General features: G+C 38.4%; 13 protein-coding genes. All 13 read right to left on the reverse strand.

The window, feature by feature from the left end; all coding sequences use genetic code 11:
• Positions 1-24: 24 nt before the first annotated feature.
• Positions 25-2,550: a hypothetical protein gene (locus NR125_RS20785; protein WP_256816065.1), complete on the reverse strand. Its 2,526-nt coding sequence runs from the start codon at positions 2,548-2,550 to the stop codon at positions 25-27.
• Between the two features lie 12 nt (positions 2,551-2,562).
• Entirely contained in the window at positions 2,563-4,515 is a 1,953-nt protein-coding gene (locus NR125_RS20790; RefSeq protein ID WP_256816066.1) for a VirB4 family type IV secretion system protein, read from the reverse strand.
• A complete protein-coding gene (locus NR125_RS20795; protein WP_256816067.1) occupies positions 4,469-5,395 on the reverse strand; it encodes a hypothetical protein in 927 nt (308 codons plus the stop codon). Before NR125_RS20795 ends, NR125_RS20790 begins: the two co-directional genes overlap by 47 nt.
• Positions 5,396-5,409: 14 nt before the next feature.
• Positions 5,410-5,715 carry a PrgI family mobile element protein gene (locus NR125_RS20800; protein WP_035332896.1) on the reverse strand — a complete coding sequence of 102 codons (306 nt, stop codon included), beginning with the start codon at positions 5,713-5,715 and terminating at the stop codon, positions 5,410-5,412.
• A gap of 49 nt (positions 5,716-5,764) precedes the next feature.
• Positions 5,765-6,070, reverse strand: coding sequence for a hypothetical protein (locus NR125_RS20805; RefSeq protein ID WP_256816068.1), 306 nt, complete (start codon positions 6,068-6,070; stop codon positions 5,765-5,767).
• Positions 6,071-6,214: 144 nt separating this feature from the next.
• The gene (locus NR125_RS20810; protein ID WP_256816069.1) at positions 6,215-6,634 is read right to left on the reverse strand and encodes a hypothetical protein; all 420 of its coding nucleotides are present in this window, start codon (positions 6,632-6,634) and stop codon (positions 6,215-6,217) included.
• A gap of 33 nt (positions 6,635-6,667) precedes the next feature.
• Entirely contained in the window at positions 6,668-7,069 is a 402-nt protein-coding gene (locus NR125_RS20815; protein WP_256816070.1) for a hypothetical protein, read from the reverse strand.
• Between the two features lie 287 nt (positions 7,070-7,356).
• Positions 7,357-8,175 (reverse strand): hypothetical protein, encoded by an 819-nt coding sequence (locus NR125_RS20820; protein ID WP_256816071.1) that lies wholly within the window; start codon positions 8,173-8,175, stop codon positions 7,357-7,359.
• Between the two features lie 275 nt (positions 8,176-8,450).
• Positions 8,451-9,503 carry a hypothetical protein gene (locus tag NR125_RS20825; RefSeq protein WP_256816072.1) on the reverse strand — a complete coding sequence of 351 codons (1,053 nt, stop codon included), beginning with the start codon at positions 9,501-9,503 and terminating at the stop codon, positions 8,451-8,453.
• 26 nt (positions 9,504-9,529) lie between these two features.
• Entirely contained in the window at positions 9,530-11,236 is a 1,707-nt protein-coding gene (locus tag NR125_RS20830) for an SNF2-related protein (protein WP_256816073.1), read from the reverse strand.
• 224 nt (positions 11,237-11,460) lie between these two features.
• A complete protein-coding gene (gene ltrA / locus NR125_RS20835) occupies positions 11,461-13,443 on the reverse strand; it encodes a group II intron reverse transcriptase/maturase (RefSeq protein WP_256816074.1) in 1,983 nt (660 codons plus the stop codon).
• 656 nt (positions 13,444-14,099) lie between these two features.
• Positions 14,100-14,660, reverse strand: coding sequence for a hypothetical protein (locus NR125_RS20840; RefSeq protein WP_256816075.1), 561 nt, complete (start codon positions 14,658-14,660; stop codon positions 14,100-14,102).
• Between the two features lie 29 nt (positions 14,661-14,689).
• A complete protein-coding gene (locus tag NR125_RS20845) occupies positions 14,690-15,589 on the reverse strand; it encodes a hypothetical protein (protein ID WP_256816076.1) in 900 nt (299 codons plus the stop codon).
• Positions 15,590-15,604: the final 15 nt, after the last annotated feature.

Raw genomic sequence — 15,604 nt, forward strand, 5'->3', positions numbered from 1 at the left:
TAAAGGAAGAGAAAATCGTATGTGTTATACGATTTCTCTTCTTCTTTCGTTCACTTTTTTTCCTCTAGTACCACTCACGACCCACCCAGTCGCACTCTTCATGGTGCTCTGAGTTCTATTTAATGTCTCTGCCATCCGGTCACTGCCTGTATTCGCATTATGATTAAGCGCTGAATAGGCAACATACGCATCAGGATTTATTTTCGAAGCGTCAAAAGTAGAATCGACAATCCGATTAGGGGATTGCGCCGCCACTAAAGTAGATTGGTCAATTATGCCGTCCCGGTTTCCTCCTCCTACAATATAAGAGTTGCCCGTTCTCATAAGATAAGGAGTTGATCCTGGTAGGCCTACTGTTGTATTTTGAGGACTCCCCTCAAAGCCACCACCTGTTGGGATTCCTGCAGCATGATTAGGACTCTCTTGAATCCCTGCACTTGGAACGGAAACGAGGGTACTGCCTGTATTTTGAATACCTGCGCTTGAAGCGGGACTGAATGTACTTCCTGTATTAATCGGTTGAATGCCTCCTGAAGCTTGTATCGAGTCAGTTCTCATAATTCCTGGCCCCATGGCTGCCCCTGGTGCATTAGCTGTTATATTGGAAGTCATAGTGGTAGTGCCTCCGCTATTGGTATTCATCCCACTATTGAAACCTTGTGTACCATTAGATAGACGATAACTCCCGTTAGGTTGCAGTTGGGGAACCCCTTGTTGTGCATTTCCCAATCTAAAAGAAGTGGCTCTGACTGAACCGTTTTTCAGAGTTGAATCTGCTGCTCCCTTAATCCCTACTTGAGACCATTGCCCACTTTGATCCTTCATATAAAAGGCTGATGATCGATTTGTTTGGACATTCATTACCTCTGCCCCGGGGTTTAGCTTAGAAATCTGTTCCCACGTCTGGCCACCTGCCCCTCCTATAGCTGGAGAAGCATGCGTTAAATCATTTCTGGACACACCGCTTAGCCCATGGCCAATTCTTCTTCCCATCTGGCTTAACGCTTGTGACCCTGTCATACTCCCTAGAGACTCACCAAGATTTCCTGCAAATTCTCTTCTTCGGTCGAGGTTACCCATAAAGGCTCTGAAACCAGCCCCATCAGCGCCGCTGTAGGCAGCTGCTTCTTTTACAGTACTAAATGTGTTCATCAATCCTGCAGCTGTTCCTCTGGAACCTTGTAGCACACCTTCCGCAACCTTCTGTCCAGCTTTTGCACCGGCCATGATTCCTAGGGGGTTCATCGTCACAGCTCCAGCGGCACCACCAATGAATGCACCTACTGCTCCGGTTCCTTTCTTAACTGCTTGCCAAGAAGAGGAGTTTGATCCAGTGGCTAATGAAGATATCCTTGTGGACTGTGAATCACTTCCGCCACCAGCATTTATTAAACTGTTTTCTGCAGATGAAGCAAGCGTTGAATTAGATCCAAAGGTTGAAAGGTTTCCTCCTCTAATGATGTTCCCAGCCTGATTTGCTACCATCATGGTAGTCATAATACCGCCTAATCCTGTCATGGTTAGAGCTTGTCCAAGTTTAGTAGAAGAATCTCCAATGTTTAACCATTTTGAAATCATCCCACTAACAGGGATGAACATCATCATTAACCCTAACTTCATGATTACTCCTGCTCCGAGAGCTGAGAAGGAAGCAAAAGCGAATAACACAATGGCATGGATAGATTGGAGGAATGTATTTCCGATTAATTCTTTGGTCCATACACCGAAAAATCCTCTGGACTTATTGAACATCAATGAATAAGCTGCAATTGGTCCCATAACCAAAAGGACAAGAATAATGATTTTTCTAGATATATAGACAAAGTTCAGGATTGCTGACAAAATCCATTCAGCTAAAAAAGTAATAATCAGGGACATTACACCAAATACATTTTTCATATCCTCGAAACCGGAAATAATAGAAACTCCGTCGATTTCAACACCGCTTTTGGTTAAAACATCCTTAATTCCAATAATGACAGCTGTATTCAAACCGAAAATGATATTGGTAAACTGAGTAAAAAACACCATGAATAATGCAGAGACCATCCACATTTTAGAATCCTGCCAAAAATCAGCCCTCGATTGAGGATTCATGGAATTAAAGCCTAGCTTTAATGCAGAAAGCAGAATCGCAAGTGTCAATATCGCAACATAGGCACCAGCAAACAATTTAAGCATAGGATCAATAATTTTCTCTCTTTCCTGGACCGTAAAAATACCATCATTAGAAAGAGTGTCATTTTTATCCATCCAAACGCAGTAGGGATTACCAAAGACCAAAGTGTTCAGTCCGGCAATTCCTCCGATGTTAAACATGTTTTCCACCTGGCTTACCATGAACTTTTCTGCCATATTTGCATCGTTTTCTTTGAAGTCTTTAATCTTTTCATTTACCTTCTCATCAATTAATGGATTTCCACATGACCAAGTGTAAGAAGGAACGAGATCTGAATTCCCACTTGTCTTTGATTCAGCTAAAGCAGAAGGAGGAAAAATTGAACTAAGAATGCAAAATATCAGGAGAGATAGTAGGATATTCTTTTTCATTTCCTACCTCACTTAACTTCCAACACTGATATTTTGATTCGTGTTGAGGTAAACCCATTCATCAGGAGTCGGCTCACTCCGAAAATAAACGATCTCCTTACCCGCCTTTAAAAGCACATCCCCTGTATCTGCAGTTCGTATCATTTGGCCAACCTCCTCTGAAAAGCGGAAGGTCTCAAGTATAGGTTCTATGTCTTGGTCTGACTGTTTTAGGAAAGCCACTGTATTTAATTGAGCAATAATATCCTGTGCTTCTTGACTGCGATGGAACATTTCATAACGCTGAGAAACGATGGTCATACTTACATTCCATTTCCGTCCCCTCGCAGACAAAAGTTTAAAGAACTCCAACATACTAGGATACTTTAGCTGCATCCAGAACTCATCGGCCACTACCCGCTTTTTTGTTTTAGGATCATTTTTAATAAAACGATTCCAGGTCCAAATATTTAGAACATGTTGCGCTAAGGGTCTCTCAATTCCATTCGAAGATAGCCGTGAGATATCAAAGCAGATAATTGGTGCAGTATCCAAATCAACATCTTGCTCCGTAATTAATTCCGTTTGGCCATCAAACATTCCAAATGCCCGCCCAGCTGTAAAAAGAGTGATAACGCTTTTTAACTCCTCTAGATTAGGGGTTCCTTCCTTCATCCTCTTTTCAATTTCATGTAGGACGTCGGAAATGGTTGGCATCTCAACATATTTCTTAAGCCAGATAATGTTTCCTTGCTCATCTACTTCTTGTTGCTGTATAAACAGGGATTCCGGGTCTTCTGTAATTCCCTTGTCGTGATAGAGTAGATTTAGTATTTCATCTAGAATTCCTAACTCTGTAGGAGTTAAGCTTGCACCTGCTACCCCAGTGGCAGCTTCTTTCATAACTTTAAAAAACTCGATGGCTTCTTTAACCTTTTCATTGATGTTTACTTTTTCCTGGATGTATTCATCTTCTGTATTTTTGTTTATTACTTCTTTTTCAACATATATATCTAATGGGTTGATTCTGCTGCTTTTTCCTTTATAGGTGTCCGATCTTAATTCGATGACACATCCACCTAATGCACGAGTCAATCCTGTGTATTCAGGCTCAACATCAAAAATCACAACTCTGTTTATTCCATCACTGAAGCCACGGCCAATAATTTGCTTAACAAAAACACCCTTACCGGCTCCAGACTCCCCAAAAATGCCCACATTATAATTGTTCAGTTTCTTATCAAAGTTGTTGTAATAAACGTATTCGTTACCATACACACCAATTGGCATCCCACCGGTGTGGTTTAGTTTAGAAGAGGTGTGTGGGAAGATGGCAGTTAAAGCAGTTTGATCTAGATTTCGAGAGGTGTTAGCTAAAAAATTATTTCCAAGAGGCAACGTACAAAGAAATCCTTCCCTTTGCCGGCCATAAGCATTAATTAACTCAATAGATTCACCACCCAGTGTGGTCTCGACATCAACACATTTTTGGTTCAACTCAGTAAGTGAATCTGCATAAACCGTAGCTGTAATACTTGCATAGTATAGTCCGTTTTGATTGTTACGGATTTGGTCCCTTAAAAACTTACTATCTTGAAGTTTTTGCATGGATTCTTCCATTCTTGCACCATTCTCGTTTTTAGCAGCAGAGTGGAATACCGTTTCAAGCTGGTCTATCTTATTTTTCAACTTCCTTACGGCCTCAGTACGATGGAATGGTTCAACAAGCACCGATACATCAATGTCATTTCCCATAAATAATCCTTCTAGCCAATTAATACGAACTGTTCTGGGGTAACCACTTGGTTTCACAAAGATGGTTCTGCCATATTTGATATTCCCTAATCCTGATTGAATGGTGAAATAGTCATCTAAAAAAGTGACTCCATCATTTAAAGCATTATCTATTAAGGAAGGAAACGATAATTCTTTATCGTTATTAACTGGCTTCGGAGACTCCAGCTGTTTCTTCTTGAACAGTTTCATTATTATCCATAACCTCCCCTATATCTTGAACTAATTCATCAAACCCCGGTAAAGTAGTAGGATCTGCAGTAATAAAGCTGGTGATCTTTTCTTTACCACTTTGGACCACAGATTCAATTGGATGAACCAACATACGGTCGCGGTTTAAGGCTCTCTTCAAGACTTCCATCGCTTCCAAAGAATTCAAAATATCACTTTCAATTTTTGCCCGGGCTAACATTTTCTGAACAATAACCGCCTGTTGATAAAGGGTTTCAGCGATTTTCTTTTCTTTTTGGGCGGCGGTTAATTTCCCCATTTTAGACGGTTCATATATGTAGCTCACAACGTAAAAGACGTTTCTGGTTAAACGAAAGTCATTGATCGTACGAGATTTTATATGGCTAATAACCCGCTCGTTGTATTCTCTGGTTTGTGGATTGACGGCTTCTAAATTTTCCTTAAATCGAACTTCCTCTTTTCTTAGATCTTGCCTTACAGCTTGACCTAATATTTGGACTGGGAAATTGATGACTCGAAATAATGATTGATACCCTAAGATAATACTCTGGCGTTCGCTCGCATTAAGAAGGTCAAAGTTAACAAAATCAGTTGCAATGATTAAAGAGTACTCATTTTTTGACTTTTCGAAGATTCCATACTTAATGTCCTTTAATCCAATTAGATCTTTAAGCGACTCTCCGCTTGGTTTCTCTGGTTTAGATTTTTTCTCAGCAACCTCTGCGTAACCATTTTCCGCTTCCTGTTGTTCTTTTAGATATTGTTTTCTTTTCCATCCAGCGATCGGCTCATTATTATCCATTCTCTTTTTTGCAACAACCAAGAAACCTAAAACAGAAAGAGTAAAAACAGTGGAAATCATTATGAAAATATTAAACATTTTACCCTCCTTTTTTAGGGATGATAGATTTTTTGAGATCGATGATATTTAATTTTGACAAGGATAAATTCTGATAAATACATCTCATATTTATCAAGTTTTACATAAGCAAGGGCAATGGCTGTTCCGAGCATAAAGACAGAAAAGGAAAAACGTAAAATCCCATCTAGAATTCCTACAACAAAGGGGATATTACCAAATACGAAGTTAGCTAAAGCCAAAAATATAGTGGGAAATACAATCATGAACTGCCTTTTGGAAAAGATGGCTAAAATTTCTTTCTCCTCTTCTGTCAGGTCTATGGGTACGATAATTTCCAATTGTTCATACCTCCTTTAAAAAAGAAGAGTGGAAAACTCCACCCCTCCCTTACTTTGTTGCTATACCTGCAATAGTGTCTGATAGATAATAGGCCGCGTAAAAAACAAAGGCTCCACAGCAACAGCTAATTAATGAGATCCATACAGTACGCATCTTCGCTGCACTAATTGATCCAAAAATAATGAACAACGTAATAATTAATATTGCTAAAGTAAACAACAAACCGCCAATACCACCTACTAGCTCAACAACTTTCTTTACAGCATTGTATAGGTTATTACTTTTATTTGTTGAGTAAATTGCATTAGTTAGACCTAAATACGCAATGTTATTAAACAAGCTATATAAGTTCATTCCTTCACCTCCTTTTAACAAAAAAAACGGAAGAACACACAAACAGGTTTCAAGCCTGAATGCGGTTCTTCCGCTTTTATTTCAATATTTAATTTCTACTATGATTCTATAAGAATTTGACATTTATGTCAATATATTCTTATGTTATCTGTTGCCGAAATGGCGTGTCATATCGCGGTTGAAATGAACGGTAAATACTTTTCCTAATTCATTATCTGCCTTATAAGTATAATATAGCGTAGTATTCCCCAGGAACTCGTGGTTATACCTTAGGTTTTGGATCACAAGTGTAATAAATAATTTATATTGTGATTCATCAAGCAGCGCTTTATCGTTCTGTACCTTCGGATCTATACCTTGCCCATCCACCATAATTTCCTTATCTGGAACCTCGTAATTCATTCTCTGTAATGAATAATTTCGAGTATGAAAACTGAAAGTACCTTCTAACGTTTGTGTGAACTTCCTTTTATACTCCAAATCATTCGATAGTTCTAACTTAATTTGTTGAGCCAATGCGATGTTTTCTTTTTGATACGATTTAATATTAGTTTTATTATCCATAACGTCCTCCTGTAATATCCTATTATTCGTCTTTTAGTTCGGAATCAATGTCTTGCGAAGCGAGGTTAACAATCCACTATCTTCGTCCCTTATGTACGAAAAGCTGGCTACTTTATCCTGAAAGTCGTCATTACTGTATTTAATAAGATGGGTTAATAGTTTTACAAAGTTATAAAACGATTTCCCATTAACGTTATTTTCAATACTTTTATTAACTTTTGGATATTTTTCGGATTGACGGATTTTGAAACTCTTTATTCCATCGCAAGTCTCGATATTTATTTTGATTAACTTGTAATTACGGGTATGAAGGTGAATTGTACCTTCTGAGTTAAAATTAAAAAAGCTTTGTAAATCGTGATCAGATAATAGCTCGTTCGATAACTTGTTTGCTAAAGCGGCATTCTCTAGCAAAAAGGTGTTGATATTAGACAATTTGTAAATCCTCCTTATGATTTTTAGTGCTTTTTGCCTACCCGAACGGATTATCCTTATTAATCTCATTTTTTTAAAAAATTTTTCTCTATTTTTTCATGAAACTAAGAACATTATAATACAAAATATTCCTTTTGCACTATGTTTTAGTAAAATTTCCATATATTTTTTTAAAAAAATTCGACAATCCTCTTCAAAATAAGCGCTACCTGCACCCCTCTCTACATTTTCATCGCTATAAAAACATAGAGAGGGAAACAGATACAAAGTATCTTTTCCCTTTTTCATTACATCACTGCAACTGTTGCATTTTCCTCAATATCTTGGTGATAACCAAGAGCCTCCAATTCTGGGTCCAAGTATTCTTCAACATGAAACTTGTCCGCTGTAATAAAATGTCCTGATACTATAACGACATCCCCATAATATCGAGGGACCTTAGGACCAACCATCTCAACTGAATGGTCTCCGTACTTTAAGGTAAACCCATTATCGTTCACATCCACTTTCCCAATCATGGTATGTATCCCTTCAATCATGGTTTTAGAGGGAGTAGCAGTGATCATCCTGGCTACTTTATCTCCGTACTTTTTAGAAATAGCTCTAAACTGATGGTCAGGCAGAACACTCTCCTGAGCTGGATGTTCATCTGTAAAGACGTTTACTTGTTCAAAATTAACCAGATTGTGCATGCTTTCATAAATCTCTGCAAGGTCCACGCTTTCTTCTTCAGATGTCAGCGCAATTAGCTTATCAACATTTGCTAAAGTATCCTCAGTAGGGATACTGTATTCTACCTCTGGGTTAAAGCTATCAGCTGAGAATACCGGGATATCCGATGTTGTTTCCGGTTTTTCAGGCCCAATGGTAGATATAGCTGCTTCTCGGATCAAATCCCCATATTCACTATCATCTTCAAATAAAGAAGTTTGAACGGACGGGGTTTGAATGGAAACTGGCTGCATATTTACATCCCAAGTAAATTGCTGCGGCGTGTTCCATTTCCTTGCTTTTCTTTCGTATGCTGCTTCGGTAAATACAGGAAGCATGCCAATTGCGACAATAATCCCGAAAAAGATCAGAATTGCATGTACACCATTAATCATTTTTTCTTCCTCCTTAAAAAAGTTAAGCTTATATATAAAAAAGCCCATTAAGGAAATGAACGCAAATTGCATCACTTCCCTAATGGGCTTGAATATTATTTAAACTGTCTTCAGTAATTAGTATATACGTATCTCCCGAATTGGAGCTTAAAAGTAAAACGACGAACTCTCCTTCCGCATGGAAAAAGATAAAAAATCAAAAGAAATATATATACCTATATTAGCAAAGTTATCCAAGTTTTTCAATAAATGATCGGGTAAATATAACTTTACAACTAAAATAGTAACGTTTGACCAGCCAAGACTTTTGATTTTTTGTCATCTCGCTCTATCACTTTTCCACTGAAAGATGGAGTACTCTCAGTAGAACTGATAGACTCAACTATTGGTGAAGAGGTATCTTCGTGAATGATATCTATTTTATCCACTTCATCGGAAAAATTACCGGCTTCCTCAATTTCGTTCATCAGTTCATTTTCAGTAATATTTATCACTGTCTCATCATCTTCCAACAAAATAATATCCTCATCATCCAACAATACAACTTCTCCCTGATAAAAATCTTCTGCAACTTCCTCTAAAATAGGAAACTCTAAAGATTCAACATCAAGGGTATCTAAGACAATGACTTCTTCGTTCCCTTGTATTTCAATGACTTCCTCATTTTCATCTATTTCTATATCAATTTCTTCTAGGTGCTCTATGTTCTCCGCTATAGATAGTGATTCTGGCAAAGGAGATGTAATTTCCCACACCAACTCAGCTAATTTCCCTTCAGCTTCAATTCGATTCTTATAGTCTTCATCCGTATCTCTATCTTGTCTTAATGGTATGACGTCCTCTTCTATCAGAAGACATCCACCTTCCTTTTCAAAGGTTTCAGGTTCAAAGTATAAACCAAAAGATTGAAAAGCAGCAGGATCAGTTAAAAGGTTATTTTCAATAACTTGAAGATTATCATTAATTTTTTCTTTTAAATCCGCACAAACATTTGGAACCTGTTCCAACAGTTGTCCGATGGCCCCCTTTATGGTTGGTGATGATAAAGGATTTTCTAAAAAACCACCCCATCTTGCAATCCACCAACCAGACTTTCCCTCATGCGACAGTACTTGCACTTTAAAGTTATGATGATCAGCATAGCGTTTTAGCCAGGCAGGCATCTCGCCTGTAAAGTATGCACGCACTAACTTACTCCTCTCCTTAGGATGGAATTGAAGTTTTAGCGGTTTTTTTTCGTAATAATTACGCTTGGGTGATTCCCCCTTTTTACTCTCAATCCACTCAATAATTAGTTTTTCTGAAGCTGGATTAAAAATGGGTTCCATTATACTTCCTCCTAAAAAATATGTTATTATGAAACAAAAATTTCTTCTCTTTTAGTGCCTGAAGATAACATGTCAGCAGCAAAAGCCTCATAGTCAATTTCATCTGGCTCTATACCCTCGTCACCTTCAAATTCCTTAGCGATTTCTTTAAAATCTAATTCTTTCCGATCAATGGCCAGATCAACACCTGATTGCTTGGATAAAACCAACCCGTGCATATTGGCATCTATAGTCCCGACCGAAATTAGCCAATGAATATCCACTTCAAAACGCTGCCCCCATCTGACGGCACGTGAATAACATTGCTCGATCTTTTTGGAATTAAATTCTAAATCATACAAGAAGACAGCACGTGCTTCAGTTAATGTGTATGACTCCGCCCCGGTTTTAGTCGTCATGATTAAAATTGATAGATTATCATTTGGATCTTGAAATCGATTCATCAGTTCAAACCGGTACTTCATATCAACAGAGCCATGAATATATCCTGCAGACTTACCAGGCAGTATTTCATCTAGGAGGACACCTAATTGTTCGGCGGTTGCTTTATGAGAAGTAAAGACCAGCATTTTCTTCCCTGCTCTTAGATAGTTTTTTGCTTTATCGATTAGATATCGAATTTTGGTAGGCTGCTCTGTCTTAGAAGGCTTGTATTCCTCGAATGTCCATGGACAGCTCGCTGCTTGACGAAGTTTTGTTAACCACGAACATACCTGTATGGCATTTATTTTATATTTTTCGCCTCTAAATTCCGCGGCCTCCCTTTTTGCAAGCTCCTGTTTATACCACTCTTTGAATTGAGTGAGGATATTGTCATAAAGATCTTTATCTGCTTTAATCATGTCAAGATGCCTACGTATATGTTTTGGCTTAGGCACCTTTATATAAGAATTAACGTCTTTGTCTTGTTTGGTCTTTCTTAGCATTAAGGTATCTAATAGATTCCATAATTCCTCTTGATGAGAAACACGTGATTGAATAGAATCTGTCTCAAGCAAAGTCTTGGCATGGCCCCCACCGTAATAAACACCAAAGTGTTCTTCTCCTACTTTTCCATGTCCTTGAAAAGGTTCACGGAAGAGAGGATCTTCAAAATGAGAACCACAACCTGTTAACCAAACTAACTGCCAAAACAGATCTGAAGATCCATTTTCAGCTGGAGTGCCTGTCAATATTGTCCGCCGTTTAGTTTTCACTCTGCGAACGACTGACTTACTCCTTTGAGAATCTCCATTTTTTAAATAGTGGCCCTCGTCTACAATGGCGGCATCATATCCTCTATGAAAGTAGGAGGATAAAGACTTTTTTCGCTCTTTAATAACGGTAAATCCACATTTACAAAAGAGTGCTTTATTCTTCCAATCATTATGGCAACAAGGGCATTTTACCGGGAGTCTATCCATCGAATAGCGCTCACTTTTCGGTACCGCTTTCTCGTTGCAAATATGGCAATATTGTAAGCTTTTATTAAAGTTCAAAGCACTTGTACAAGTCGGACAGGATTCATGCTTTATTGGTGCAAACACAATTCTTCCCTGAGACCATTTTTCATAACTGACAATATGAATCCTCTTTGTTGAGTGAAGATCTGCAGGGTTTTTAAGTTGTATATACTCTTCTTCCAAACCGAGTACCTTTATTTCACGGATCCAGTCATTTAAGTTACGGCTCATGCTTATAATTAAAATCTTGTCATTATCCGGATTAGCAGTCGCTCCAACTAAAGATGTCAACGTTTATGTGTAGCATCCCACTCCGTAGAGTGGGGTAGCTACTACCCATTACGGGTGCGATAGGTAAGTGTTTGAGGTTATCTCCGACTTTTCCCCCGCCTCACACCGTACGTGCAAGTTTCCCTGCATACGGCGTTCCATCGGATACGTAGGATAATAAAATCCCGAACTAATATGAGCCTTGCGACTCAAATAGTCTTAATTTTGCTTTAGCAACATGTTAATTACTTCACTCTACCCATTTTATTAATGCGTACATTTCTATATTTTAATATCTTCTTAGATGCTTTCTCGTCTACATATTTTCTTGGTTCTTCATGTGAATGAATCAGTTTATGACATCGATAGCACACTGAAGCTAGGTTAGAGACTTTATTGACCTTATTAATAGGCAAAATTGAGTTGATATGGTGACATTGATAGTTGCTCCATAGGGTTAAACCACAACATTTGCACTTCCCCTTGTCTCTGATGTATGCATATTCCTTATTCATAACATACTCAAAGTTATACAGCCTTTTAGGATTCTGATGCATATTTGCTATGCGGAGTTTTAGCTCCTCATACTCAAATATAGTACCCATCCTCAATAGCGGAAGCTTCTTATCAGTTTTGTTCTCATATTTCTTCCTACCTTCAGCTGTATAAGGAGAAAGAGTATCAGAAGCTCGAAGGGCCTTAGTACTAGGGGTGAAGGAGAATTTGGTGATACCAATCTTCACTCCATGTATCTTCAGATAGTAGAGCCTATCCCTTCTTTTCTCGTGTCGTGTAATCCTATTGTCTAATTCGTTAGCCCTCATGGTCAGCGATTTCCAACGTCCTTTACCTCCGTTAATTCTCTTGAAGGTTTTGTGCGTCTGGAAAGCCAGCCTCCCATCCCAAGCTTTGAAAAAGTTGGAGCAATTTGCAATGCTATAGTATTCTGCTAACCCAACAATAATTGAGTTAATCTTCTCAATTTGAAGTCCTCTATCTTCAGCTTTCATTTTATGATTACTCGCCAGTTTCCTGATTTCTTTCTTTATGCGCCTAACTTTCTCATTAGTCTTCTTGATGTTAGGAATCAATTTCCCAACTATTTTCTTTGAAGTATGAGACTTCTCGGCAAAGAATTCGAAACCTAGGAATTTTGCTCGCCTTTCACGTATGTTTGTAATAAGAGTTTTTTCCTCTGACAAATTAAGAGAAAGCCTATGTTTAAAATATTTGGTTATTTCATTTAAACATTTTGTAGCCTTTTCTTTGGTTTCACAGAATATTACCCAATCATCCGCATATCTCACTAGAATTACTCTTTCATGTCTTTTCCTGACATATTTTAGTCCGTGGCTCCGATGTTTATGTTTCGGATCCTCGGCAGACGGATGGTGTAAGTATTTTTTAGCAATCATCCAGTCAAAATGGTTTAGATAAATATTTGCAAGTAGCGGTGAAATGATTCCGCCTTGCGGAGAACCTTTCTCCGAGGGATATAACTTACCGTCTTCTTCAAATATTCCCGATTTTAACATTTTTTTGATGATTGATAGAATTCTCTTATCTTTAATCCCAATTTCCCATAGCATAGTAATTAACTTGTTGTGATTGATGTTATCGAAGAATCCTTCAATGTCACCTTCAATCACCCAATAGGTTTGACTCCTGTTTATTCTATCTAAGACTTCTGCCATAGCTTGCTTGGCATCCCTCATTGGTCTAAAGCCAAAGGAATGTTTGAAGAATTTTGCTTCTGCTATTGGTTCAATTACTATACGAGTAACTTCTTGGATAATCCTATCTAGTACAACAGGGATACCTAGAGGTCTTAGTTTATTGCTATTTTCTTTTGGGATTCTTTTACGTTTAACAGGCAATGGATTGTAATTTTGTATGCTATTTTTGATTTCCTGCATTAATTCCTCATAAGGTTTTTGAAGGTAGTCGTCAATGGTCTTCCCATCAATTCCCGCCGTTTTACTTCCTTTATTGGATTTAATGTTATGAATTGCTGTCATGATAGTCTGTTCGTTGCACATGAGTTCTACAAGATTGTAGAAAGGTTCTTTGTTTTCTTTAGCTAATGCGTGCATTTCATCTAGGGTATTTTGTAAGTCTTTTTCAGTACTCACACTACATGCCTTAACCTTCACTCTATCAACTCCCTTCTTACTAATAGAAGGTCGTGAGTGAATTAACTGTTTTACTCCCACATGGTTCGTTTCCATGTAGCGTCTGCAAAATTAACATATCCGACTAGAGCCCTTCGCTACGTTGGTTTTTCCTCTCAATACCACTTCCACAGCTTTTCGTCTGCTTTATAGGTACGTCAATGAGCCAACGATCATAGCTACTACGACTCTGCTGCCACTTTCTACATTTCATAGATTCCCAAATTCTCCATGTAGAAAGCTTCAAACGTTCCATTATTCTTATCCCTTATTTTGCTTCCCTTAGAAGCCCTCTATACACCGTCAGCGAATCAAATCGATAATAACCATAACCGATAAGATTGGGTTACTTATATGTTAGGAAAGCACATAAGACCCGATTCCGAGATTAGGTAATGCTCTTCATCCATTGCTGAAAATCATCCTTTTAATTAGGGTAGAATGACACATGGGTTACGATGCGTACATATCAAGGGTTCGATTTCACTCTTCATAGGAAACTTTTAAGGACACCCGCCTTATTACTTACCATCCTAACTAGGCAAGCAGAGTGACGACTTCACCTGGCTCTCAGACCCCTAACCTTTTGGGAGGATAGGCGCATGCAGGAGTATTAGCAAGAGTTTTATTGGTTATTAACTCTTAATAGGATTTTCACCTATTGATTCAGAATAATAGTTAGGGATATTAACTTCCCCCATCATTTCCCGTTTTTACGCGGTTATAGATGAACGTTTCGCACTTCCCAACCCCATGTCAAAGCACAGGAAAAGTCTTTGATTCGCAATCATTAGAGCGGCTCCTTCTTTTTGGTATGGAGCTAATTGCTTCCCATCTGATAGGATGCCACCATATTGACTTTCCACTAAACCAAAGGCTCTTTTATACCGTTCCGAAGCTTTAACGTCCTCTAAGGATTTACTATTCCAATGGAATTTTTTCAATTTAGCATTTAGGACATTTTGCACGTGCCCAATTGAATCACCAGCTATATTTAAACCCCATTCATTTAAGGCACTCACAGCAGGATTATCCACGAGCTCTTTATTCGCATACTTTACCTGATGGTGCCAAGAAAGTGGATTAGTGGTTCTGTAATGAGTCTTTTCTTCCCCATTTCTATTTGTTACGGTAAAACTAAACCGTAGTTCATGATTATTTGAACAAAATAAACATTCATTCTTCGTAAGCTCTTCTTTCATTGAATTGGTTTTAAAATCGATTCCCTTATTGGTATAGAACATTTTTGTCATAATAGAAAAAGCACCACGCAAGTAGCGCAGTGCTTTTCACCCCCTTCAGATTATTTCTGCATTTGCCCAACAAGTGCTCGAATGTGATCCGTTTGTTCACAGGCGATGGTAAGTGGAGAAGTTTTATCCTTAAACAGAATTAAAATTTCCTCTGTTCGGAATAAGCTTGCTGCTAACTCAACATATTCAGCGTTAACCGCGAACTCAAACTGTTCACCCTCACACATTGCTCCTAGCTGCTGAGTCAGAATACTCTCTAGATCAATTTTTGTTTTAGCTCCTTCTGTTCTAAAAGTAATGACCGGGCGACTTGGTGCCAAACGTCTGGCTCTCCTACATAATTCAATTAATTCCATCCGATCAAACGTCCATTTCGTACCTGCCGTATCTTTATCACTGTAAGATCGATCAATATCAGGAAACTTCCCTGCCAATAATCTGCTCACAGCTGTTGTTAATCCAGCCTGAAATACTAAAAGTGTCCTGGCCTCATTGATACCAATTGATATTTCACTATCTGAAGGCAACAAATCTGCTAATCCGCAAATGCTTTCTGTAGGTATTGAGAATTGCATACCCTCAAACCACTTTACTTTTTCTGAGCGCAATGTGACTGCTCTGGCACCATTGCTGGCTCTTATCAATACTTCCCCCGTATCATCCATAGCAAAATATAATCCTTGAAGACAAGGGTTTGCTTTCGCCATTTGGGAATTGCTTAATGCTGCAAAGGGCGGCATTGAACGGGAGAAGGAATGTAAGATTCCAGGTTCCCAGGTAACAGTCTCAATTGTTTCCGGAATATCAATTAACGGTGCTGTCTCAGCTAAGGTTTCACAAGCAATTTTTGAAGATCGGCCCCAGCGTAAATTTAGAAGGCTACCTTCTAACTCCACAATGATTTCTTCATCCGAAGGCAGAGCTGAAACCTTTAAATCAAGTTCCAACATAGAAGTAGCAATATC

This window comes from Cytobacillus sp. Bac17 (assembly GCF_024519925.1).
In the GTDB taxonomy this organism is placed as follows: Bacteria; Bacillota; Bacilli; order Bacillales; family Cytobacillaceae; genus Cytobacillus; species Cytobacillus pseudoceanisediminis.

Coding starts and splice junctions, on each gene's coding strand:
- NR125_RS20785 (WP_256816065.1), bottom strand. CDS start 2,550: ATGAAAAAGAATATCCTACTATCTCTCCTGATATTTTGCATTCTTAGT.
- NR125_RS20790 (WP_256816066.1), bottom strand. CDS start 4,515: ATGAAACTGTTCAAGAAGAAACAGCTGGAGTCTCCGAAGCCAGTTAAT.
- NR125_RS20795 (WP_256816067.1), bottom strand. CDS start 5,395: ATGTTTAATATTTTCATAATGATTTCCACTGTTTTTACTCTTTCTGTT.
- NR125_RS20805 (WP_256816068.1), bottom strand. CDS start 6,070: ATGAACTTATATAGCTTGTTTAATAACATTGCGTATTTAGGTCTAACT.
- NR125_RS20810 (WP_256816069.1), bottom strand. CDS start 6,634: ATGGATAATAAAACTAATATTAAATCGTATCAAAAAGAAAACATCGCA.
- NR125_RS20820 (WP_256816071.1), bottom strand. CDS start 8,175: ATGATTAATGGTGTACATGCAATTCTGATCTTTTTCGGGATTATTGTC.
- NR125_RS20825 (WP_256816072.1), bottom strand. CDS start 9,503: ATGGAACCCATTTTTAATCCAGCTTCAGAAAAACTAATTATTGAGTGG.
- ltrA (WP_256816074.1), bottom strand. CDS start 13,443: ATGGAAACGAACCATGTGGGAGTAAAACAGTTAATTCACTCACGACCT.
- NR125_RS20845 (WP_256816076.1), bottom strand. CDS start 15,589: ATGTTGGAACTTGATTTAAAGGTTTCAGCTCTGCCTTCGGATGAAGAA.